Raw genomic sequence first — 22,512 nt, 5'->3', positions numbered from 1 at the left:
CCTCATCGTCCCGGGCCCACCGGCCACGATTTCTCAACGGTCCACTCTCTCACCCGTGCCGGACGGGTCGGCGCTTTCCGCTGCGGTGTCCGGGGCCGGGTCACTCGGCTGCTCGGGGGTGTCCGCCCGCGAGCCGGCTCCGGACTCCTCCTCGAGACGAGCGCCGGAGGTCTCCGGGTTCCGCGAAGCGTCGGCCCGGCTCTGCGGCTCGTCGACCTCGTCGTCCGCCTCCGTGGTCTCTTCCTCGGCGGCCTCACGTGCGGCGGCACGCTTGCGCTGGGTGTACATCCGGAAGCCCGCGAGGACCAGGAGCAGGACACCACCGCCGATGACCAGCATCACGGTGGGCGTGACCTCGGTGACCCGAACGTCGAAGGTGACCGGGGCGCCGTACTTCTGGCCGTCCTCCGTGTACAGCTGGGCGACGACTTCCGCCCGGCCGTTGGCGTTGGCCGACGTGGTGAACTTCACCGACTGGGCGTGGCCGCCGTTGACGGCGACGCGCTGCTCCTCGTAGGCGTCGCCGCCGATCTTGAGCCGCGTGGGGTTCTTCGACGTGAGCCGCAGCTCCAGGTGCTCGACGCCCTGCACCAGGTTGTTCTGGACGGTCACGGGGATCGTGGCGCTGCGGCCGGAGAGCTTGGTCTCCGACTTCTGGATCAGCTTGACCCCGTCGATGAGTCCGTTGAGGTACGACTCGATGCCGTCGCGGTACCCCCCCGCCGCTACGCCCCGGCCGCGCCACGACGTGGACATCTCGCGGTTCATGGCCCGCCCGAACGGGGTCACCACCCGGGACTGGCGGGTGAGGATCACCTGGAACTTGTCGAGCTTGCCCTGCGTCTCGGCGATCTGCTCGAAGGCGGCCCGCGGCAGCTCCTGCTTGCGCAACGAGGAGGGGTACGCGGACGCCGACGGCACCTTCGTGTTGGCGGACGGGTCCGGCTTGGCCTTGGCGGCGGCCGTGAGGTCCTGCGACTCGGACCAGTTCCCGACCTGGAGGGCCCCCAGCGCCTCGGCCATGGCCTGTGCCTGGCTCACGGACGGCATGCGCTGCGGGGCGACGACCACGCTGCGCTGCTTGCCGGTCTGCAGGCCGAGCGTCAGGCTCTGGGCCAGAAAACGCTGTACGGCGAGCGTGGAGGCGGAGGCCTTGGTCAGATCGCCCTGGAACGCCGCGGACATCCGGGAGTCCGCGACGACGGCCGTGGTGCCGCCGCCGATCGGCCGGGCGGCGGAGGGCGTGTACGACAGGTTGTCCTGGAGACTGTCGCTGCGGGTGATCACCTTGTCGGCTCCCGCGGATGTGGCGACCTTCACGATCGACGGGTCGATGGCGCCGTCCACCGGCCACACGAAGTCCGTGGACGGTTTCACGTGGAGGATCGTGTTCACCGTGTCGTCGGCGACGTCGGTGGCCTCCTTGAGGTGGTTCAGTGAGCCGGTGACGTTCGTGCCGTTGTGGGCGAGGGAGGCCAGGTCCGGGTCGCCGAACGGCAGGGCGGCGATCTCCTCGCCCGTCACCGCCTGCTGGAGCTCGGCCAGCCAGTGCTTGGCGAGCTCCTGGTTCTTGCCAGGGGTAGTGGTGCCGTCCGCGTCGCGGACCTCGTAGCTCCGCGTCATCGCGTCCACGGACGCCAGCAGGTCCGGGTCGATCACCCAGGTGACGTCGAGGCCCTTGCCCAGCGACACCATCTGGTCGAGGCGGCCGCCCGGGGCGATCTCCTCAGCGAGCTCGTCGTCACGGAAGACCGGGGTCTGCTGTTCGTTCGATCCCGTCTCGGCCGCCATGTGGGCGCCGGAGACGAGGGGCCACAGGAACGTGGTCTTCGTCCTGGTGCCGGCCTCTTCCGGCTGCCACGGCAGGAACGTGCGCTGGACGCCGAGAACCTGGTCCCAGGGCTGTGCCGCGGTCTCCCCGGAGAGCGTGACGGCCAGCTGGTAGACGCCGTCCCGGCCGAGGTCCAGCTTGTCGGCCGGCACGGAGATGCTGAAGGGCTCCGCGACGCCGGGGGTGAGCGCGGAGAACTTCTCGGTGGACTTGCCGCCGACCTTTTCGCCGGAGGGCCCCTGGAGGTCGTCGCTCTTCTTGGCCAGGGTGTCGATCGCCGCACGGGTGCCGAGCGGCGGCCCCACCCGCAGGTCGACGTGGGCGCCGGTCACCGTCTGCTTGCCGTTGTTGGTGACCGTCCCCGACACGGTCACCGTGTCCCCCTCGGAGGGGGCACTGGGGCTGAGTGAATTGACCGCGACCGACACCGAGCCGGTGCCGGCGGCAGTCTGCGAGGACTCCTGCCCGGCCGCTTCCGCCGTCGTCGCGGCGGGCAGCTGGAGGAGTCCGGCCAGCAGCGGCGCGCCGGCGAGCAGTGCCCCGGTGCGCCGCAGCCAGCGGCGGGCAGGTGAGGCACTGGCCCCCTGGAAGTCTGCCGCCTCGGCCACGCGCTCGTCCGTCCCTCGTCGTCGTCAGTGGTCGTCGGAATGTGCGTCCACGCATGGTAACGATGCCCGCTGAGGGGAAGTGCCGCGGTCCGCTCCACAAGATCGCGTATGGGCACCACACAGTCCGGTACAGGGCTGAAGAGGAGGACGCTTCTTTACGGACCAAAAGTTCCACTTGTGCGCGTAAAGCGGGCGGGTCCCCATGGCTGCGCACGAGGAATAGGAGGAGCTCACGGTGGCCCGAGCCACGTACCCTCTTCTGTTGTGCCGAACGCCAACGAAGAAACGTCCAGTGCCCTGAGCCAGGTGCAGCACCGTGCGGTGAGTGAGCTGCTGCGGGTCGCCCCTGTCGCCGACGACCTCGCCCACCGCTTCCATGAGGCCGGGTTCTCACTCGCCCTGGTCGGCGGGTCGGTACGGGACGCGCTGCTGGGCCGGCTCGGCAACGACCTGGATTTCACGACTGACGCGCGCCCGGAGGACGTCCTCAAGATCGTTCGTCCCTGGGCGGACGCCGTGTGGGAGGTCGGGATCGCCTTCGGCACGGTGGGTGCCCACAAGGGCGGCTACCAGATCGAGGTGACCACCTACCGCTCCGAGGCCTACGACCGCACCTCGCGCAAGCCCGAGGTGTCGTACGGGGACTCCATCGAGGAGGATCTCGTCCGCCGCGACTTCACGGTGAACGCGATGGCGGTGGCGCTGCCGGAGAAGGAGTTCGTCGACCCGCACGGCGGGCTGGAGGACCTCGCGGCGCGCGTGTTGCGCACCCCCGGCACCCCGGAGGAGTCCTTCTCGGACGACCCGCTGCGGATGATGAGGGCCGCGCGCTTTGCAGCCCAGCTCGATTTCGAGGTCGCCCCTGAGGTCGTCACCGCGATGACGGAGATGGCCGGGCGTATCGAGATCGTCTCGGCCGAGCGGGTGCGGGACGAGCTGAACAAGCTGCTCCTCTCCCCGCAGCCGCGCAAGGGCCTGACACTGCTCGTCGAGACGGGCCTGGCCGAACGCGTGATGCCCGAGCTGCCGGCCCTGCGGCTGGAGCGTGACGAGCACCACCGTCACAAGGACGTCTACGACCACACGCTGATCGTCCTGGAGCAGGCGATGGCGCTGGAGGAGAACGGTCCCGACCTCACCCTCCGCCTGGCCGCCCTGCTGCACGACATCGGCAAGCCGCGCACGCGTCGCTTCGAGAAGGACGGCCGGGTCTCGTTCCACCACCACGAGGTGGTCGGCGCCAAGATGACCAAGAAGCGCATGACGGCTCTGAAGTACTCCAACGAGCTGGTGAAGGACGTCTCACGGCTGGTCGAACTCCACCTGCGCTTCCACGGCTACGGCACCGGCGAGTGGACTGACTCGGCGGTCCGTCGCTACGTCCGTGATGCCGGCCCGCTCCTCGACCGCCTCCACAAGCTGACCCGCTCGGACTGCACGACCCGTAACAAGCGCAAGGCGGCGGCTCTGTCGCGGGCCTACGACGGGCTGGAGGAGCGGATCGCCAAGCTGCAGGAACAGGAGGAGCTGGACTCGATCCGTCCCGACCTCGACGGCAATCAGATCATGGAGATCCTCGGCGTGGGCCCCGGTCCGGTCATCGGCCGTGCGTACCAGCACATGCTGGAGCTGCGTCTGGAGCACGGGCCGATGGAGCGGGACGCCGCGGTGGCCGCGCTCAAGGAGTGGTGGGCCGGGCAGGAGAGCTGAGGCTGTGGAACGAGGTCATGTTTCACGTGAAACATGACCCCTTCTGGAGACAGGCGGCTTGCTGGAGACGGACCGAGGGGCGGTGTTTCACGTGAAACACCGCCCCTCGTCGTCTCTGCCTACTTCTTGTAGTCCTTCAGGCAGAGCAGGAAGTCCTTGCCGTCACCACTCTCGGTGTACGTGTACTGGAAGTCCTTGGCTTGGGCCTCGCACTTGCTCGAAGCCAGGGTCTCGGTGAGGAACGAGCCCTCGATCTTGGCCAGCACCTTGTACTGGGCCTTCGCGTCGTCGCACTTCACGACTTCGAGGTCCGGGTTGTTGTCGCTGGTGCTGCCGCGGTGCATGCAGTCGCCGACGGCGGCCGTGTTGGCGTCGTCCCGGCTCGTGACGTAGCCGACGATGGCGATGGTCGCCACGGCGATGACGACGGCGATGTTCTTGATCGTCTTGAAGCTGAGCTTGCGGCCGGACGGCTGCGGGGGAACCGGAGCGTACGGAGCCGCGCCCTGGGGCGGGAAGCCGGGCTGCCCGGGCTGCTGCGGGTAACCGCCCTGGGGCGGGAACGGAGCCTGGGGTGCAGCCGCCGGCTGGTTCTGTGCGAACGGATTGCCCTGGGGCGGCGGAGTAGTCACTGAGGGTCCCCCTTGAACATGGTGAGTGACGCGAACATGTCGCGAATAAGACCCACGTAAGGTAGCGGTCCCCACTGACAACGCAGTAGTCAGAAGTGGCTCTGTGTCATTGATGTGACACTTACTGGCGGCCAAAACGGGCCATAGTCACAGCTACCGTCGCGTAGATAACGGCGATCGTGATCACCAGGGGCGCGGATCGGCCGTCCGGCGGCAGCATCACGGCCGCGACGGCGGCCGCGCCGACGAAGAAGACGTTGAAGAGAACGTCGTAAACGGAGAAGATCCGGCCACGGAAGCCGTCCTCCACCGAGGACTGGACGATGGTGTCGGTGGCGATCTTCGCGCCCTGGGTGGTCAGCCCCAGAACGAAGGCCGCGGCCAGCAGCGGGGCGGTGGCGAACGGCAGCCCGAGAGCGGGCTCCAGCAAAGCCGCGGCCCCCGCGCACACGACGATCCAGCGGCCCGGCCCGATCTGCCCCGCGGTCCAGGGCGTCACCACGGCCGCCGCGAAGAACCCCGCCCCGGAGACGCCCAACGCCAGCCCCAGCAGGGCCAGTCCGTCATCCGTGGTCGAGGTGAGGGCGTACCGGCACAACATCAGCAACATGACCAGCAGGGCGCCGTAGCAGAACCGCATCAGCGAGATCGCCGCGAGCGCCCAGGCGGCCTCCCGGCGCTGTGGAGCGGCCAGATGACGTACGCCTGCCGCCAGATCGCGGGCGGTGCCCGTGAGGGCCGTCCCGATCTGTTCGCGAGGCAAGGGCCGGTCGGGGCCGAGGAGTTCCCGCGCCATGCTCAGCGAGGCCAGGGCCGCGCACAGATACAGCCCGGCGCCCACGAGCACCACCGCGGCGTCGGAGTCCGCCACCGCCAGGCGTACGACGAAGGCGAGTCCGCCGCCGGCGGTCGCCGCCAGCGTTCCGGCCGTCGGGGAGAGGGAGTTGGCGATGACCAGGCGATCGGCGTCGACCACACGCGGCAGCGCGGCGGACAGGCCTGACAGGACGAAGCGGTTGACGGCGGTGACGCACAGAGCCGAGACGTAGAAGAGCCAGTCCGGAGCCGGACTGAGGATCAGCACGGCGGTGGCACAGGCCAGCAGAGCGCGCAACAGGCTCCCGTACAGCAGGACCTGACGGCGCCGCCAGCGGTCCAGCAGGACACCGGCGAAGGGGCCGACGAGGGAGTACGGAAGCAGCAGCACCGCCATCGCGGAGGCGACACCGGCAGCCGAGGTCTGCTTCTCCGGCGAGAAGACCACATACGCGGCGAGCGCCACCTGGTAGACGCCGTCAGCCCCCTGGGACAGCAGACGCACGGCGAGCAGGCGCCGGAAACCCTGGAAGCGCAACAGGACGCGCAGGTCACGGACGACGGCCATGGAGCCCAGCCTCACATACGGGGAGGGTCCCCGGGTCGTACGACCCGGGGACCCTCACAGCCCTGGCAGGAGCGACTGGTTGTGGCGCGTCAGCGCTCGACCTCACCATTGATGAACTTCTCGACGTTCTCACGGGCCTCGTCGTCGAAGTACTGCACGGGCGGGGACTTCATGAAGTAGCTCGACGCGGAGAGGATCGGACCGCCGATGCCGCGGTCCTTGGCGATCTTCGCGGCGCGCAGGGCGTCGATGATGACGCCGGCGGAGTTCGGGGAGTCCCAGACCTCGAGCTTGTACTCCAGGTTCAGCGGGACGTCACCGAAGGCACGGCCCTCGAGACGGACGTAGGCCCACTTGCGGTCGTCCAGCCAGGCCACGTAGTCGGACGGGCCGATGTGAACGTTGCCCTCACCCAGTTCGCGGTCGCGGATCTGAGAGGTGACGGCCTGCGTCTTGGAGATCTTCTTCGACTCGAGGCGGTCGCGCTCGAGCATGTTCTTGAAGTCCATGTTGCCGCCGACGTTCAGCTGCATCGTGCGGTCCAGGATGACACCCCGGTCCTCGAACAGCTTCGCCATCACACGGTGCGTGATGGTGGCGCCCACCTGGGACTTGATGTCGTCGCCGACGATCGGGACACCCGCCTCGGTGAACTTGTCAGCCCACTCCTTTGTGCCGGCGATGAAGACCGGAAGGGCGTTGACGAAGGCGACCTTGGCGTCGATGGCGCACTGCGCGTAGAACTTCGCCGCGTCCTCGGAGCCGACGGGCAGGTAGCAGACGAGGACGTCGACCTGCCGGTCCTTGAGGACCTGGACGACGTCTGCCGGCTCCTCGGCGGACTCCTCGATGGTCTCGCGGTAGTACTTGCCGAGACCGTCGAGGGTGTGGCCGCGCTGCACCGTGACGCCCGTGCTGGGCACGTCGCAGATCTTGATGGTGTTGTTCTCGGAGGCGCCGATGGCGTCCGCCAGGTCGAGACCGACCTTCTTGGCGTCCACGTCGAACGCGGCGACGAACTCGACGTCGCGGACGTGGTACTCGCCGAACTGGACGTGCATCAGGCCCGGCACCTTGGACGCCGGGTCGGCGTCCTTGTAGTACTCGACTCCCTGCACCAGCGATGCGGCGCAGTTGCCCACACCGACGATGGCTACGCGAACCGAACCCATTCCGGTTGCTCCCTGTGTGTACGAGTGAGGCCCTGAGTGGGCTCTCACGTGGCGGTGTCGTCGGGCGTATCCGGCCGGGGGTCGTCCCCCGGCCGGGGCAGGACGCCCGACGTTCCAGATGTGGTGTCACGCGAAGCGGGCTCTCCGGTGGCCGGGCCCTTGAGGTCCCGCCCCGCCCGCTCGCTCTCGATGAGCTCGTTCAGCCAGCGCACCTCGCGCTCCACGGACTCCATCCCGTGGCGCTGGAGCTCGAGCGTGTAGTCGTCGAGACGCTCCCGGGTCCGGGCCAGGGAAGCGCTCATCTTCTCCAGCCGCTCCTCCAGCCGGCTGCGACGGCCCTCCAGCACGCGCATGCGGACATCGCGTGAGGTCTGCCCGAAGAAGGCGAAACGGGCTGCGAAGGTTTCGTCCTCGTACGCGTCGGGCCCGGTCTGCGAGAGCAGCTGCTCGAAGTGCTCCTTACCCTCCGCCGTCAGCCGGTAGACGATCTTGGCGCGGCGCCCCGTGAGGGGGGCGGCGAGGGCGTCCTCGGTGGTGCTGCCCGTTTCCTCGATCAACCAGCCGTTGGCGACCAGCGTCTTGAGGCAGGGGTAGAGCGTCCCGTAGCTGAACGCACGGAACACACCCAGCGATGTGTTGAGCCGTTTGCGCAGCTCATAGCCGTGCATCGGAGATTCGCGGAGCAGGCCGAGTACGGCGAACTCGAGGATCCCGGAACGCCGGCTCATCGTCGCCTCCTCTCGCCGCTGTGCGCGTGTATCAGTCCGATGTGTCGGGCCGATGTGTCGAGCTGATGTGTCGAGCTGATGTATCGAGTCGATACATCACGACGATAGAACGGCCTTCCGGATGCGACAAGAGGGGGGTGGGTGAACGGGATCACATCACCGATTCATCCGATGCGAGTTGCCTGATTTGAGGTGAACTTCTGGGCTCGGCAGGTTTTGGCGGTGCGTAGTCTGTGCGCCATGCACATCACCGGGAACCGAGGGACGCCTGAGAGCGTCGTCGTCTTCGGTGTAGTACGGGTGCATGCGGGACCGATGAATGCGGAGCCGACCGCATCCGTACTTCGGGGGGACCGGAAACCAGCCGCCGTTTCCAGGCGCGCAAGGGTGCGCCTGCCCGAGGAGTAGTCGTTCGATGAGCGAGCACCGTCGCAAACCGCCGCAGCCGCAGGGAGGCGGACGTGCCGCGGCCCGACGCGGCCAGTCCGGCTCGTCCTCCGGCCGCCGCGCGGCACCGCGAGGCGCCACCGGGTCTCCGTCCGACTCCTATGGGTCGGACTCCTACGACTCCGGGGGTGAGGAACGTCAGTACGGCGGCCGTGCCGAGGCCCGCCGTGCGACGCAGAGAAGTACGGGCGGCGGCCGCCGTAGAGGCGCCGAACCGACCCGAGGTGGCCGGCGTGCCGCCCCTGCTGGGCCGAACGGGTCCGGGCGGGGCAGAGGACGCGCGGCCGCCTTCCCCGACAAGAAGCGGCTCATCGACTATCCGCGAGCCGGCAAGTACGGCTGGCAGCGCTGGATGCCGTCCTGGAAGCTTGTCTCCGGACTGTGCATCGCCTTCTTCGGCAGCCTGGTGGCCGTGGCGGGCATCGGCTACGCCATGGTGGGCGTCCCCAACGAGGAGAACGCTGCGGCGTCGTCGCAGAACAACGTCTACTACTGGTCCGACAACACCCAGATGGTCGCGGCGGGCAGTGGTCAGAACCGGCAGAACGTCACGATCGACCGGATCCCCAGGGAGATGCGGTGGGCGGTGATCTCGGCCGAGAACAAGAGCTTCTACGACGACTCCGGTGTCGACCCCATGGGTATCGCCCGGGCCCTGGCGAACATGGCCCGGGGTGGTGACACGCAGGGTGGTTCGACGATCACCCAGCAGTTCGTCAAGAACACCTACCTGAGCCAGGAACAGACGATCAGCCGCAAGTTCAAGGAGATGTTCATCTCGATCAAGGTGGGCACGAAGCTCTCCAAGGACGAGATCCTCCAGGGGTACCTCAACACCTCGTACTACGGCCGTGGTGCGTACGGCATCCAGGCCGCAGCCCAGGCCTACTACGGCAAGGAGGCGAAGGACCTCACCCCGAGTGAGTGCGCCTTCCTCGCCGCCCTTCTCAAGGGTCCGACGTACTACGACCCCGCGGGCAACGAAGGCATCGACACCAACGCCAGCAAGAGCAAGAACACCAAGCGGTCCAAGGAACGTTGGGCCTGGATCCTCGAGCAGATGCACAACGACAAGAGGATCACGGACAAGCAGTACCAGGACGCGGTCAAGAAGTACCCCATGCCCGACCCCCGCAAAGCGTCCAAGGGCATGACCGGCCAGATCGGGTATCTGGCGGAAACGGCCAAGAAGTACGTCCTGAACCACTCGAACATCTCCGAGAAGCAGTTCGACCTGGGCGGCTACCAGATCAGGACGACCTTCGACAAGGACAAGGTCGAGGCGCTGGCGAAGGCCGTCAAGAAGGTCGAGAAGGAGAAGCTCGACCCGGAGAACCGGGAGCTGGACAAGCACGTCCAGTTCGGTGCGGCGTCGGTGAAGCCCAACGACGGCGCGATCGTCGCGCTCTACGGCGGCGCCGGGTACGAGAACGGCCACTTCAACAACAACGCGGACACCTCGGGTGTGCCGGTCGGTTCGACGTGGAAGCCGTTCGTGCTCGCCGCCGCGATGGAGCATGGCACGTACCGGAAAAAGGGTCCTCTCTCGCCGCTGAGCAAGTACAACGGCAACGACCACCTCAAGGTCAAGAACAACGACGGAACCTACGTTCTGAAGAAGGACAACACGCCGTTCTTCCAGGAGAACGAGAGCAACTACCCCTGGGGCTACATCTCCTTGCGCAAGGCGATGGAGCAGTCCGTGAACACACCGTTCGTGCAGCTCGGCATGGACGTGGGGATGAAGAACGTGGCCGACCTGGCCGAGAAGTCCGGCATCCTGGACAGCAGCTTCGCCGGTCTCAACGCTTCGTTCGCGCTCGGTACGTCGACTCCCAGTGCGATCCGTATGGCCGATGCCTACGCGACGTTCGCCGCGGCGGGCAAGCAGGCCGCCCCGTATTCGGTGACCAGCGTCAAGTCCAACGGCCAGGAGGTCGAGGGCTTCGAGAAGCCGAGGGTCACGCGGGCGATGTCCGAGCAGGTGGCCAACAACGTCACGGACGTTCTCGAGAACGTCATCCAGAACGGTACGGGCCAGAAAGCCCTCTCCCTGGGCCGTAAGGCGGCCGGCAAGACCGGTACCACTGACGAGAACAAGTCGGCCTGGTTCGTCGGCTACACCCAGCAGCTGTCGACCTCGGTCGCGATGTTCCGTGAGGACCCCAAGAGCGCCAAGCTGCTCTCCATGAACGGCACGGCGGGTGAGAAGTCCATCCACGGTGGAGACGTCCCCACGCTGGTGTGGACCGAGTACATGAAGGCCGCGCTGAAGGGCGAGCCCGACCTCGGCTTCCCGGCCGCCGAGAAGATCGGTGAGATCCAGGACGAGGTGGGTGCTCCGACGCCGAAGCCGACGCCCAGCGTGGAGCCCAGCGAGACCGTGACCGAGTCGCCGAGCCCGACGCCGACCGAGAGCCCGTCTCCGTCGCCGTCGCCGAGTGACACCTGCGGGTTCTTCGGATGTGAGGACAACGGTGGCGCGCAGAACGGCGGCACCGACAATGGAGGCACAGACGGAGGGGTTTCCCCCGAGCCCACGCCAACCGATACGAATCTGGATGGCGGCAACAGCAGAGGCAACGGCAATGGAGGAATCTTCGGAGGCCCCGAGGGATAGCCGACCAATCGCCCGGCTTGGGTGTTTCACGTGAAACGCGAGGGTGTTTCACGTGAAACGCGAGGGTGTTTCACGTGAAACGCGAGGGTGTTTCACGTGAAACGAGGGCCGCCGCCCCCCGGGGGGACGGCGGCCCTCGGCGTATTCCCAGGCGCGTACGGCAGGATGTGCGGCATGCCCAGTGCAGAATCGACGCAAGCGAGCGTCCATGAGCGGGAGCCGGTGCGGCCGACCAAGGAGGACGAGGTCGCCGCGGCCGGCAGCGAGCTGATCGGCGGACCGCTCGGGCGGCATGCCCTGCTCGGGTCGTCCTGGTGGACGCCCGTGCGGGTGATAGCGCTGGTGGCGATCGGCATGTTCGCCCTCGGCCTTATCCAGAAGGCGCCGTGCTACAACGGCGCCTGGTTCTTCGGCGCCAGCTCCCAGTACACGCACGCGTGCTACTCGGACATCCCGCACCTGTACCAGGGGCGCGGCTTCGCCGACGGGCTCGTGCCGTACTTCGACCGGCTTCCCGGCGATATGCAGTACCTGGAGTACCCGGTGCTCACCGGCGTCTTCATGGAGGTTGCCTCCTGGCTCACGCCCGGCAGCGGCCCCATCCAGGACCAGGAGCAGTGGTACTGGATGGTCAACGCCGGAATGCTCATGGTGTGTGCGTCCGTCATCGCCGTCTGCGTGACCCGCACCCACGCCCGGCGCCCCTGGGACGGCCTGCTCGTCGCTCTGGCGCCCGCCGCCGCACTGACGGCGACCATCAACTGGGACCTCCTCGCGGTGGCCCTGACGGCCGCGGCGATGCTGATGTGGTCACGTGGCCGCTCCCTCGCCTTCGGCGTCCTGCTGGGGCTTGCCACGGCCGCCAAGCTCTATCCCTTCCTGCTCCTCGGGCCACTGATGGTGCTGTGCTGGCGCGCGGGCAGGTGGCGCGAGTTCGGGACGGCTCTGGGGGGCGCGATCATCGCCTGGGTCGTCGTGAACGGGCCGGTGATGCTCTTCGCATTCGAGGGCTGGTCGAAGTTCTACACGTTCAGCCAGGAAAGGGGCGTCGACTTCGGCTCCTTCTGGCTGATCATGGCCCAGAACTCGGACGACCCGCTGAGCACAGACACCGTCAACACACTGGCGACGCTGCTGATGCTGGTGTGCTGTGCGGCCGTCGCGGCCCTCGCGCTGACCGCCCCGCGCCGCCCGCGGTTCGCTCAGCTCGCCTTCCTGATCGTCGCGGCCTTCATCCTCACCAACAAGGTCTACTCGCCGCAGTACGTCCTGTGGCTGGTGCCGCTGGCCGCTCTGGCCCGTCCGAAATGGCGGGACTTCCTGATCTGGCAGGCCTGCGAGGTGGCGTACTTCCTGGGGATCTGGCTGTACCTCGCGTACACGACCAGCGGAGACGCTCACAAGGGTCTGCCCACCGACGGCTACCACTGGGCCATCGGCCTGCACCTGCTGGGGACGCTGTATCTGTGTGTGATGGTCGTCCGCGACATCTTCATGCCGGAGCGGGATCCCGTGCGCCGGTCCGGTGACGACGATCCTTCGGGCGGAGTCCTCGACGGCGCCGAGGACGTTTTCGTCCTCGGCCCAGCGGCTCGCCCCCGCCGGCACGTGACCGCCCAGTTCGACGGGACACCGGTCGAGTGGGGCAGGCCGGGTCCAACGGGCAGTTCGCTCTGAGCGAACGGCGCGAGACGCCGTAGCCGGGAACGACGAAGGCCGTACACGGGAAACCGTGTACGGCCTTCCTGCTGAACTGCGAGGGACGGTGCGCCGCGACGGTCAGCGATCCACGATCCGGTCGAACTGCGTGGTGGTGTGCCGCAAATGGGCCACCAGCTCTTCGCCGACCTTCGGCTCGGGCGCGTCCGCCGGGACGAACAGGATCGAGACCTGCATGTGCGGCGGCTCCGCGAACCAGCGCTGCTTGCCGCCCCAGACGAACGGAGAAAGGTTCCGGTTCACCGTCGCGAGGCCGGCGCGGGCGACTCCCTTGGCGCGCGGCATGACGCCGTGCAGGGCCTTGGGGGCCTCCAGACCCACCCCGTGCGACGTACCGCCCGCCACGACCACCAGGAAGCCGTCGGAGGCCGCCTTCTGCTGCCGGTAGCCGAAACGGTCGCCCTTGGCGACGCGCGTGACGTCCAGGACCGCGCCGCGGTACTCGGTGGCGTCGTGGTCCCCCAGCCACAGCCGCGTGCCGATGCGGGCCCGGAAGCGGGTCTGCGGGAACTGCTGCTGGAGCCGGGCGAGGTCCTCGGCCTTCAGGTGACTGACGAACATGGTGTGCAGGGGCAGCCGGGCGGCACGCAGCCGGTCCATCCAGCCGATGACCTCCTCGACGGCGTCCGAGCCGTCGGTGCGGTCCAGCGGGAGGTGGATGGCGAAGCCCTCCAAGCGGACGTTCTCGATGGCGGCGTGCAGCTGCGCCAGGTCCTGCTCGCTGATGCCGTGCCGCTTCATCGAGGACATCACCTCGATCACCACGCGGGCGCCGACCAGACCGTAGACACCGTCTATCGACGAGACGGAGCGGATGACCCGGTCGGGCAGCGGCACGGGCTCCTCGCCCCGCCGGTACGGCGTCAGCACCAGCAGGTCCCCGCCGAACCAGTCCTTTATGCGGGCGGCCTCGTACGTCGTGCCGACGGCCAGGACGTCCGAACCCAGCCGCGTGGCCTCCTCCGCCAGCCGCTCGTGCCCGAAGCCGTAGCCGTTGCCCTTGCAGACCGGTACGAGGCCCGGGAACTGTTCCTGCACGTGCTTGTGGTGCGCACGCCAGCGCGCGGTGTCGACGTAGAGCGTGAGCGCCATGGCCGGACCTGGAACCTTTCTCGTGGTGCCGTGTATCGGCGGTTGCCGTGTATCAGGGGTATAGAAGCACTGAACGGGACATCAGCGGCGCGACATGTAGATGTCGAGCGCCTTGTGCAGCAGCTTGTTCAGGGGGAAGTCCCACTCGCCGAGGTACTCGGCCGCCTGGCCGCCGGTACCCACCTTGAACTGGATCAGGCCGAAGAGGTGGTCGGTCTCGTCCAGCGAGTCGGAGATGCCGCGCAGGTCGTAGACGGTGGCGCCGAGCGCGTAGGCGTCGCGCAGCATCCGCCACTGCATCGCGTTCGAGGGCCGGACCTCTCGGCCGATGTTGTCGGAGGCGCCATAGGAGTACCAGACGTGCCCGCCGACGATCAGCATCGTCGCGGCCGACAGGTTCACGCCGTTGTGCCGGGCGAAGTACAGCCGCATGCGGTTGGGGTCCTCGGTGTTGAGGGCCGTCCACATGCGCTGGAAGTACGACAGCGGGCGCGGTCGGAAGTGGTCGCGCACGGCCGTGATCTCGTACAGCCGCTGCCATTCCTCAAGGTCCTGGTAGCCGCCCTGGACGACCTCGACGCCGGCCTTCTCGGCCTTCTTGATGTTGCGGCGCCACAGCTGGTTGAAGTTCTTGTGGACCTCTTCCAGGGAGCGGTTCGCCAGCGGCACCTGGTACACGTAGCGGGGCTGGACGTCACCGAAGCCGGCGCCGCCGTCCTCGCCCTGCTGCCAGCCCATGCGGCGCAGCTTGTCGGCCACCTCGAAGGCGCGCGGCTCGATGTGGTCGGCTTCGATGTCACGCAGGCGCTTGACGTCCGGGTTCTGGATGCCCTGCTTGATCGAGGGCGCCTCCCAGCGCCGGATGATCACCGGCGGGCCCATCTTCACGGAGAACGCGCCCTGCTGCTTCAGGTGCGCCAGCATCGGTTCGAGCCACTCCTGCAGATTCGGCGCGAACCAGTTGATGACCGGGCCCTCGGGCAGGTAGGCGAGGTAGCGCTTGATCTTGGGAAGCTGCCGGTAGAGAACCAGACCGGCACCGACCATCTCGCCGGTGCGGTCGTCGAACCAGCCAAGGTTCTCGGAGCGCCACTCCGCCTTGACGTCAGCCCAGGCCGGGACCTGCATGTGGCTCGCCGACGGCAGGCTCTGGATGTAGGCCAGATGCTGCTCGCGACTGATGGTCCTCAGGGTCAGGCTCATTTAGGGGCGCTCCTCGGGCTGGTGTGTCCCCATGGGTACAGGGGCTCCGGCTCTCGCGCGAAGCCTACTGCGCGTTGGGAGCGCGCCGGTTGGGCGTACGGGACCTTCGCCCCGGCCCGAGGCCGACCGGGGCGTGATCCGGTGTTCAGATGAGGGGTGTCCTGGCGTCAGCCGATGAGGCCGCCGTGCGCCATGCCCAGGAAGAACCCGACCCCCGATGCGCCCAGGCCCAGGATCAGGCCGAAGCGCTCCCGGGTCGTCTCCGAGATCCACTGGCCGTACGCACCCGTGAGGATGCCCACCAGGCCGGCCCAGGAGCTGAGCACATGCAGGTCTTCTTCGATGATCGCCGTGAGGAACGACAAGAGGCCCAGGACCAGGGTCACCGCGAGCAGGGCGTCCTGGAGGGGATGGGGCTTGCCGTCCGTGGCGAAGAGGCCGCCGGCGGGGTTGGGTCGCAATGCCTGTGCCATAGGGCACCTCCTGCGAAAGTCGGCGCATCGTAGCGCCATACACACCCGATGGGTACAGATTGGCTGCCCTGACGGCCGGATTTCAACCGCAAGCCGCTGTGCGGGTACTCTGTACCGTCCGCACCGGTGTCTGCCCACGTCATGGCAAGGGCTTCTCGTCAGAACCCCGACTGTCAGTGGTGGCCGATACCGTTGCTACGCATCACAACCCTCCTGCCACGGAACGACCGTGGCCGCTGAGTCCAAAGGAGGTGGGTTCCACATGCGTCACTACGAGGTGATGGTCATCCTCGACCCCGAGGTCGAGGAGCGCGCTGTCTCTCCGCTGATCGAGAACTTCCTCTCTGTCGTCCGTGACGGCGGCGGAAAGGTCGAGAAGGTCGACACCTGGGGCCGTCGTCGTCTCGCGTACGAGATCAAGAAGAAGCCCGAGGGCATCTACTCGGTCATCGACCTGCAGGCCGAGCCTGCGGTCGTCAAGGAGCTCGACCGCCAGATGAACCTGAACGAGTCGGTCCTCCGGACCAAGGTCCTCCGCCCCGAGACCCACTGAGCTTCCCAGCTCAGCTGATTCCGGGATTCGAGTAGCAAGCAGCCAGAGCAAACCCGCCGAGAGGTTCCCCCATGGCAGGCGAGACCGTCATCACGGTTGTCGGCAATCTTGTCGACGACCCCGAGCTGCGCTTCACCCCCTCCGGTGCGGCGGTCGCGAAGTTCCGCGTCGCGTCCACCCCCCGCACCTTCGACCGCCAGACGAACGAGTGGAAGGACGGCGAGAGCCTCTTCCTGACCTGCTCGGTCTGGCGTCAGGCGGCGGAGAACGTCGCCGAGTCGCTCCAGCGAGGCATGCGCGTCATCGTGCAGGGCCGGCTGAAGCAGCGGTCCTACGAGGACCGTGAGGGTGTCAAGCGCACGGTCTACGAGCTGGACGTCGAGGAAGTCGGCGCCAGCCTGCGCAACGCCACGGCCAAGGTCACCAAGACCACCGGTCGTGGTGGACAGGGTGGCCAGGGTGGCTACGGCGGCGGTGGCGGCGCCCAGGGCGGCGGCTGGGGCGGCGGCCCCGGTGGCGGCCAGCAGGGCGGCGGCGCTCCCGCCGACGACCCGTGGGCGACCGGCGCTCCCGCCGGTGGCAACCAGGGCGGTGGCGGCGGCTGGGGTGGAAACTCCGGCGGCGGCAGTGGCGGCGGCTACTCGGACGAGCCCCCCTTCTAGGGCGGGTTCGCACTCACACTTCTTGATCACACAGGAGAAACACCATGGCTAAGCCGCCTGTGCGCAAGCCGAAGAAGAAGGTCTGCGCATTCTGCAAGGACAAGGTCACGTACGTGGACTACAAGGACACGAACATGCTGCGGAAGTTCATTTCCGACCGCGGCAAGATCCGTGCCCGCCGCGTGACCGGCAACTGCACGCAGCACCAGCGTGACGTCGCCACGGCCGTGAAGAACAGCCGTGAGATGGCGCTGCTGCCCTACACCTCCACCGCGCGATAAGGGAAGGGTGACCGACTCATGAAGATCATCCTCACCCACGAGGTCTCCGGCCTCGGTGCCGCGGGCGACGTCGTCGACGTCAAGGACGGTTACGCTCGCAACTACCTGATCCCGCGGAAGTTCGCTATCCGCTGGACCAAGGGTGGCGAGAAGGACGTCGAGCAGATCCGTCGTGCTCGCAAGATCCACGAGATCCAGACCATCGAGCAGGCCAACTCTGTGAAGGCCCAGCTCGAGGGCGTCAAGGTCCGTCTGGCCGTTCGCTCCGGCGACGCCGGTCGGCTCTTCGGTTCCGTCACGCCGGCCGACATCGCTTCGGCGATCAAGGCCTCCGGTGGTCCCGAGGTCGACAAGCGCCGCATCGAGCTCGGCTCGCCGATCAAGACGCTGGGCGCTCACGAGACGTCCGTGCGTCTGCACCCCGAGGTTGCCGCCAAGGTCAACATCGAGGTCGTCGCGGCCTGAGTGCCGCGCTGAAGCAGTAAGCGATGGGGCCGCACCCTCTCAGGGGTGCGGCCCCATTCGTGTCTGCAGGCGCCGACCTGCCGGGTGACTCCACGTTTCACGTGAAACACCGGTTCTGTGGAGCACTCCCTGTTTCACGTGAAACAGGCAGCGTTTCACGTGAAACGGTCAGCGGGTCGCGCCCGTCACGATCCATCGGCCCGAACGGGTGCGAAGCCACAGAGTCAGCATCCGCACAGTCATCATCAGCGTCATCGTGGCCCAGAGGGCTGTGAGTCCACCACCCAGTACCGGTACCAGCAGAGCGGCCGGCGTGAACACCGCCAGGGTGAGCAGCATCGCCCAAGCGAGGTAGGGGCCGTCACCGGCGCCCATCAGTACGCCGTCCAGGACGAAGACGATGCCGGAGATCGGCTGGGAGAGGGCAACGATGACCAGGGCGGGCAGCGCCACGTCCTTGACGGCCGGGTCGCTGGTGAACAAGGGCAAGAATGCCGGGCGGGCGAGAACCACCAGCACGCCGAGGACGACGCCAACGGCGAGACCCCACTCCACCATGCGGCGGCATGCTTCCCGTGCGCCCTGGCTGTCACCGGCTCCGAGGTAGCGCCCGATGATGGCCTGCCCCGCAATGGCGATGGCGTCGAGGGCGAAGGCCAGCAGGCTCCACAGCGAGAGGATGATCTGGTGGGCGGCGATGTCGGCATCCCCGAGACGGGCGGCGACCGCCGTGGCGATCATCAGGACCGCCCGCAGCGACAGGGTGCGCACCAGCAGGGGGACACCGGCTTGGGCGGAGGCCCTGATCCCAGCGGCATCCGGGCGCAGCGAAGCCCCGTGCTTGCGTGCCCCTCGCAGCACCACCACGAGGTAGACCGCGGCCATGCCGCACTGAGCGATGACGGTGCCCCACGCGGAACCGGCGATCCCCAGATCGGCACCGTAGACGAGCCCGGCATTGAGGGCACCGTTGGCGACGAAGCCCGCGATGGCGACATAGAGCGGGGTTCTCGTGTCCTGCAGCCCGCGCAGGACGCCCGTTGCGGCCAGGACGACGAGCATGGCGGGTATGCCGAGCACGGAGATGCGCAGATACGTGATCGCGTAGGGAGTTGCGGCGTCCGAAGCGCCGAAGAGGCCCACGAGGTGGGGTGCCGTGGGCAGCGCGGCGGCGACGACGGCAGCGCCGAGGAGCAGAGCCAGCCAGATGCCGTCCATGCCTTGTCGGATGGCGGCTTGGAGGTCGCCCGCGCCGACACGACGGGCCACCGCGGCTGTTGTGGCGTAGGCCAGGAAGACGAAGACGCTGACGGCGGTTATCAGCAGGGCCGAGGCGACGCCGAGACCGGCGAGTTGAGCCGTGCCCAGATGGCCCACGATCGCGGTGTCGGCCATGAGGAAGAGAGGCTCGGCGACGAGGGCACCGAAGGCAGGCACGGCCAGCGCGATGATCTCTCGATCGTGCTGTCTCCGGCCGGAGGGGTGGCGCGCGGGGGCCTGTGTCATGTGCACCAATCTAATCGTCCACAGGTAAGAGATGCAAAGGATTTGAGACCCTTACGTTTCGTCTCGGTGTGCGCACTGCTGTGCACTGTTCGAGGTGATCTTGGGCCGGTTGGGAAAGTTTTTCTTCTGCACAGCCCGTGGACGGCAAAGCTGCAGGTCAGTGCACTTGCTCTGCTGAGAGTCGCGGCTTGTTCACAGGCCTGTCCACCGGGTCGTGCACAGGTTTTGCGTAGTTCTCCACAGCATCTGGGCCGTCGTCCACATGGCCTGTGGATAACCAGATTGGCTGACGTCGCCGACAGGCCTACGGTAGTCCGGCGCCCGCTCCGTCCGCTGGTTTCCAAAACGCCACAAAACCGGCGTGAGCCAACCGGAGTTGGGCCTCTTACTTGTCAGTGCCGTGCCGTAGAAAAGAGGGGCACGGCTAGGTCTGCTTCGGCGGACGGGAGGAGGTGGCTCGGTGAGCATTTCCGAGCCCTTGGACGACCCCTGGGCCGACAGCGGTCCCAGTGATCGTCTGCCCGCTTCCCGCCGACGTGGGGACGGAGGCCGGGGCCGCGACGAACAGCACGAGCGCGGCAGGGACAACGGGGCGTGGGACGGTGGATCGTCCCCGTCGTTCGAGCGGGTACCGCCGCAAGACATCGACGCCGAGCAGTCCGTCCTCGGCGGCATGCTCCTGTCCAAGGACGCCATCGCCGACGTCGTCGAGATCCTCAAGGGCCACGACTTCTACAAGCCGGCCCACGAGACGATCTACCAGGCCGTCCTCGACGTCTACGCAAAGGGCGAGCCGGCCGACCCCATCACGATCGCCGCCGAGCTGACCAAGCGTGGCGAGATCAACAAGGTCGGCGGGGCCTCGTATCTGCACACCCTCGTCCAGACGGTGCCCACAGCGGCCAACGCGGCGTACTACGCGGAGATCGTTCACGAGCGGGCCGTCCTGAGGCGCCTGGTCGAGGCCGGTACGCGCATCACGCAGATGGGATACGCGGCCGACGACGACGTCGACGAGATCGTCAACCGCGCCCAGGCGGAGGTCTACGCGGTCACCGAGCAGCGCACCAGCGAGGACTACCTCCCGCTGGGCGACATCATGGAGGGCGCGCTCGACGAGATCGAGGCCATCGGCTCGCGCAGCGGCGAGATGACCGGTGTCCCGACCGGGTTCACGGACTTCGACTCGCTCACCAATGGCCTGCACCCGGGGCAGATGATCGTCATCGCGGCCCGTCCCGCCATGGGCAAGTCGACGCTGGCCCTGGACTTTGCCCGGGCCGCGTCGATCAAGCACAACCTGCCGAGCGTCATCTTCTCCCTCGAGATGGGGCGCAACGAGATCGCGATGCGCCTGCTGTCCGCGGAGGCCCGCGTCGCCCTTCACCACATGAGGTCCGGCACCATGACGGACGAGGACTGGACGCGTCTGGCGCGCCGGATGCCCGAGGTCTCGTCCGCGCCGCTCTACATCGACGACTCCCCGAACCTGTCGATGATGGAGATTCGCGCGAAGTGCCGTCGGCTGAAGCAGCGCAACGACATCAGGCTCGTGATCATCGACTATCTGCAACTGATGCAGGCCGGGGGGTCCAAGCGCTCCGAGAGCCGTCAGCAGGAGGTCTCGGACATGTCCCGGAACCTCAAGCTCCTGGCCAAGGAGCTGGAGGTTCCGGTGATCGCGCTCTCCCAGCTCAACCGTGGTCCCGAGCAGCGCACGGACAAGAAGCCGATGGTGTCCGACCTGCGTGAGTCGGGCTCCATCGAGCAGGACGCCGACATGGTGATCCTTCTGCACCGCGAGGACGCGTACGAGAAGGAGTCGCCGCGGGCGGGTGAGGCGGACATCATCGTGGGCAAGCACCGAAACGGCCCGACGGCGACGATCACGGTCGCCTTCCAGGGGCACTACTCACGGTTCGTGGACATGGCCCAGACCTGATCCGACCAGGTCTCACGGGCTCTGCCCGAATGTGCTCGACGCGGGGCTGCCCGGCCGGGTGGACTGGGCCCATGACGACATCTCAGGGAGAGCTGCTTCCCGGCACCCGTCGCGCTCTGTTGCACCGGATCGCCGTCGCGCAGACCGAGGGGCGGGCGCCGTCGCTCGTCGCGGCCGTCGTGCGGGACGGTGCGACGGTGTGGACGGGCGCACGGACCTCGGTGGAGGGGCATGCGCCGGACGAGAACGTGCAGTACCGGATCGGTTCGATCACCAAGACCTTCACGGCGGTTCTCGTACTACGGCTGCGCGACGAGGGTGCTCTGGGACTGGGCGATCCGCTCGAGAAGCATCTGCCGGGCACCGGCGTGGGGGAGGCGACCATCGCCGAACTCCTCGCGCACTCAGGGGGATTGGCGGCCGAGACACCGGGCCCGTGGTGGGAGCGGAGCCCCGGATCCCTGCGGCCCGAGCTGGCCGACGTACTGGGTGATCGCCCCCTGCTGACCCCGCCAGGCCGCCGGTTCCACTATTCGAACCCGGGCTACGCCCTGCTCGGCGCGCTCGTCGAGAAGCTCCGCGGGGCTTCCTGGGAGGACGTCCTTCGGCGTGAGGTGCTCGACCCGTTGGGTCTGCGGCGTACGAGTGTGCGGCCGCGGGCGCCCCACGCGGGTGGCTGGGCCGTGCATCCCTGGGCCGACGTGATGCTTCCCGAGCCCACCGAGGATCTGGGACGCATGGCGCCGGCCGGTCAACTCTGGTCGACGACCGGTGACTTGGCGCGGTTCGCGGCTTTCCTGCTCAACGGCGACGAACGGGTGCTGAGCGCCGGGTCACTGAAAGAGATGAGGACACCGGCCGCGCCCCACGAGGCGGCGGACGTGGCGAGCGGTTACGCGTACTGCCTCGGCATGGAGATCCGGCGACGGAACGGGCGGTCCCTTATCGGCCACACCGGTTCGCTGCCCGGATTCCTCGCGTGTCTCATGATCAGCGTCGAGGACGATGTGGCGGCTGTCGCCCTGGCCAACTCCACGTCAGGACCGCTGCTGTTCCCTCTCGCCGCCGACCTGGTCCGTATCGTCGCCGAGGCGGAGCCGCGTATCCCCGCCCCGTGGAAGCCGCTCCGTGATGTCGATCCGTCGCTGCTCGAGCTGACGGGGCAGTGGTACTGGGGGACGAACGCCTTCGCTCTGCGACTGACGGCCGACGGACTTGTATCGCTGGGGCCGTTGACCGGCGGGGGCCGTCGCTCTCGTTTCCGCGCGAACGGCGACGGCACCTGGACGGGTCTCGAGGGCTACTACGCCGGCGAGCTTCTGAGGGCCGTACGGCGGCCGGACGGGTCCGTGAGTCACCTGGACCTCGGCTCGTTCGTGTTCACGCGTCAGCCGTACGACGAGGGTGCTCCTGTGCCGGGTGGTGTCGACCCAGAGGGATGGCGCGGAATCGGTTAGGCGGTGGGATGCGTGGGCGTCCTGTTT

At 67.7% G+C, this 22,512-nt stretch carries 18 protein-coding genes; 9 read left to right on the top strand and 9 right to left on the bottom strand.

From position 1 onward, the window contains the following. Window positions 1-33 precede the first annotated feature (33 nt). Entirely contained in the window at window positions 34-2,439 is a 2,406-nt protein-coding gene (locus ACZ7EG_RS11210) for a DUF6049 family protein (RefSeq protein WP_471075484.1), read from the bottom strand. A gap of 264 nt (window positions 2,440-2,703) precedes the next feature. Here ACZ7EG_RS11210 and ACZ7EG_RS11205 point away from each other — a divergent pair, with 264 nt between their 5' ends. After that, the gene (locus tag ACZ7EG_RS11205) at window positions 2,704-4,149 is read left to right on the top strand and encodes a CCA tRNA nucleotidyltransferase (protein ID WP_471075482.1); all 1,446 of its coding nucleotides are present in this window, start codon (window positions 2,704-2,706) and stop codon (window positions 4,147-4,149) included. 119 nt (window positions 4,150-4,268) lie between these two features. Here the strand turns inward: ACZ7EG_RS11205 and ACZ7EG_RS11200 are convergent, their stop codons facing one another. From ACZ7EG_RS11200 to ACZ7EG_RS11185, 4 genes are all read right to left on the bottom strand, one after another. After that, window positions 4,269-4,781 (bottom strand): LppU/SCO3897 family protein, encoded by a 513-nt coding sequence (locus ACZ7EG_RS11200; RefSeq protein WP_471075480.1) that lies wholly within the window; start codon window positions 4,779-4,781, stop codon window positions 4,269-4,271. Window positions 4,782-4,902: 121 nt separating this feature from the next. Continuing rightward, window positions 4,903-6,165: an MFS transporter gene (locus ACZ7EG_RS11195; RefSeq protein WP_471075477.1), complete on the bottom strand. Its 1,263-nt coding sequence runs from the start codon at window positions 6,163-6,165 to the stop codon at window positions 4,903-4,905. An 89-nt stretch (window positions 6,166-6,254) separates the two neighbouring features. After that, a complete protein-coding gene (locus ACZ7EG_RS11190) occupies window positions 6,255-7,337 on the bottom strand; it encodes an inositol-3-phosphate synthase (protein ID WP_471075474.1) in 1,083 nt (360 codons plus the stop codon). 44 nt (window positions 7,338-7,381) lie between these two features. Then, window positions 7,382-8,065 carry a PadR family transcriptional regulator gene (locus tag ACZ7EG_RS11185; protein WP_402704911.1) on the bottom strand — a complete coding sequence of 228 codons (684 nt, stop codon included), beginning with the start codon at window positions 8,063-8,065 and terminating at the stop codon, window positions 7,382-7,384. Window positions 8,066-8,480: 415 nt separating this feature from the next. Here ACZ7EG_RS11185 and ACZ7EG_RS11180 point away from each other — a divergent pair, with 415 nt between their 5' ends. Together ACZ7EG_RS11180 and ACZ7EG_RS11175 are read left to right on the top strand one after the other, a co-directional pair. After that, window positions 8,481-11,132 (top strand): transglycosylase domain-containing protein, encoded by a 2,652-nt coding sequence (locus ACZ7EG_RS11180; RefSeq protein ID WP_471075469.1) that lies wholly within the window; start codon window positions 8,481-8,483, stop codon window positions 11,130-11,132. A gap of 165 nt (window positions 11,133-11,297) precedes the next feature. After that, window positions 11,298-12,809 (top strand): glycosyltransferase family 87 protein, encoded by a 1,512-nt coding sequence (locus ACZ7EG_RS11175; RefSeq protein ID WP_471075466.1) that lies wholly within the window; start codon window positions 11,298-11,300, stop codon window positions 12,807-12,809. 102 nt (window positions 12,810-12,911) lie between these two features. Here the strand turns inward: ACZ7EG_RS11175 and ACZ7EG_RS11170 are convergent, their stop codons facing one another. The 3 genes from ACZ7EG_RS11170 to ACZ7EG_RS11160 all read right to left on the bottom strand — a co-directional run bounded on the left by ACZ7EG_RS11170 (window position 12,912) and on the right by ACZ7EG_RS11160 (window position 15,619). Continuing rightward, window positions 12,912-13,943: an alanine racemase gene (locus ACZ7EG_RS11170; RefSeq protein WP_053670130.1), complete on the bottom strand. Its 1,032-nt coding sequence runs from the start codon at window positions 13,941-13,943 to the stop codon at window positions 12,912-12,914. Window positions 13,944-14,024: 81 nt separating this feature from the next. Further along, on the bottom strand, window positions 14,025-15,146 hold the full coding sequence (gene femX, locus ACZ7EG_RS11165; protein WP_031137685.1) for a peptidoglycan bridge formation glycyltransferase FemX: 1,122 nt from the start codon (window positions 15,144-15,146) through the stop codon (window positions 14,025-14,027). Window positions 15,147-15,313: 167 nt separating this feature from the next. Continuing rightward, entirely contained in the window at window positions 15,314-15,619 is a 306-nt protein-coding gene (locus tag ACZ7EG_RS11160) for a hypothetical protein (RefSeq protein ID WP_471075461.1), read from the bottom strand. Window positions 15,620-15,881: 262 nt separating this feature from the next. Between ACZ7EG_RS11160 and rpsF the strand changes: the two genes are divergently transcribed. The 4 genes from rpsF (at window position 15,882) to rplI (ending at window position 17,580) form a co-directional block, all read left to right on the top strand. Then, window positions 15,882-16,172 carry a 30S ribosomal protein S6 gene (gene rpsF, locus ACZ7EG_RS11155; protein ID WP_030847098.1) on the top strand — a complete coding sequence of 97 codons (291 nt, stop codon included), beginning with the start codon at window positions 15,882-15,884 and terminating at the stop codon, window positions 16,170-16,172. A gap of 71 nt (window positions 16,173-16,243) precedes the next feature. Next, window positions 16,244-16,834 (top strand): single-stranded DNA-binding protein, encoded by a 591-nt coding sequence (locus ACZ7EG_RS11150; protein ID WP_471075458.1) that lies wholly within the window; start codon window positions 16,244-16,246, stop codon window positions 16,832-16,834. A 44-nt stretch (window positions 16,835-16,878) separates the two neighbouring features. Then, window positions 16,879-17,115, top strand: coding sequence for a 30S ribosomal protein S18 (gene rpsR, locus ACZ7EG_RS11145; protein WP_003949403.1), 237 nt, complete (start codon window positions 16,879-16,881; stop codon window positions 17,113-17,115). An 18-nt stretch (window positions 17,116-17,133) separates the two neighbouring features. After that, window positions 17,134-17,580 (top strand): 50S ribosomal protein L9, encoded by a 447-nt coding sequence (gene rplI / locus ACZ7EG_RS11140; RefSeq protein ID WP_062927880.1) that lies wholly within the window; start codon window positions 17,134-17,136, stop codon window positions 17,578-17,580. A 168-nt stretch (window positions 17,581-17,748) separates the two neighbouring features. On the opposite strand, the gene ACZ7EG_RS11135 is transcribed toward rplI, so the two are convergent. Beyond that, on the bottom strand, window positions 17,749-19,086 hold the full coding sequence (locus ACZ7EG_RS11135; protein ID WP_471075455.1) for an MATE family efflux transporter: 1,338 nt from the start codon (window positions 19,084-19,086) through the stop codon (window positions 17,749-17,751). A gap of 460 nt (window positions 19,087-19,546) precedes the next feature. On the opposite strand from ACZ7EG_RS11135, the gene dnaB reads away from it, so the two are divergent. Both dnaB and ACZ7EG_RS11125 read left to right on the top strand, forming a co-directional pair. Continuing rightward, a complete protein-coding gene (gene dnaB / locus ACZ7EG_RS11130; RefSeq protein WP_471075452.1) occupies window positions 19,547-21,028 on the top strand; it encodes a replicative DNA helicase in 1,482 nt (493 codons plus the stop codon). Between the two features lie 71 nt (window positions 21,029-21,099). Next, window positions 21,100-22,485, top strand: coding sequence for a serine hydrolase domain-containing protein (locus ACZ7EG_RS11125; RefSeq protein ID WP_471075449.1), 1,386 nt, complete (start codon window positions 21,100-21,102; stop codon window positions 22,483-22,485). Window positions 22,486-22,512: the final 27 nt, after the last annotated feature.

Source organism: Streptomyces sp. NPDC037100 (genome assembly GCF_055606225.1).
Note: the sequence above shows the minus strand (reverse complement) of the source record. Positions and strands in the feature narration are given on the sequence as shown.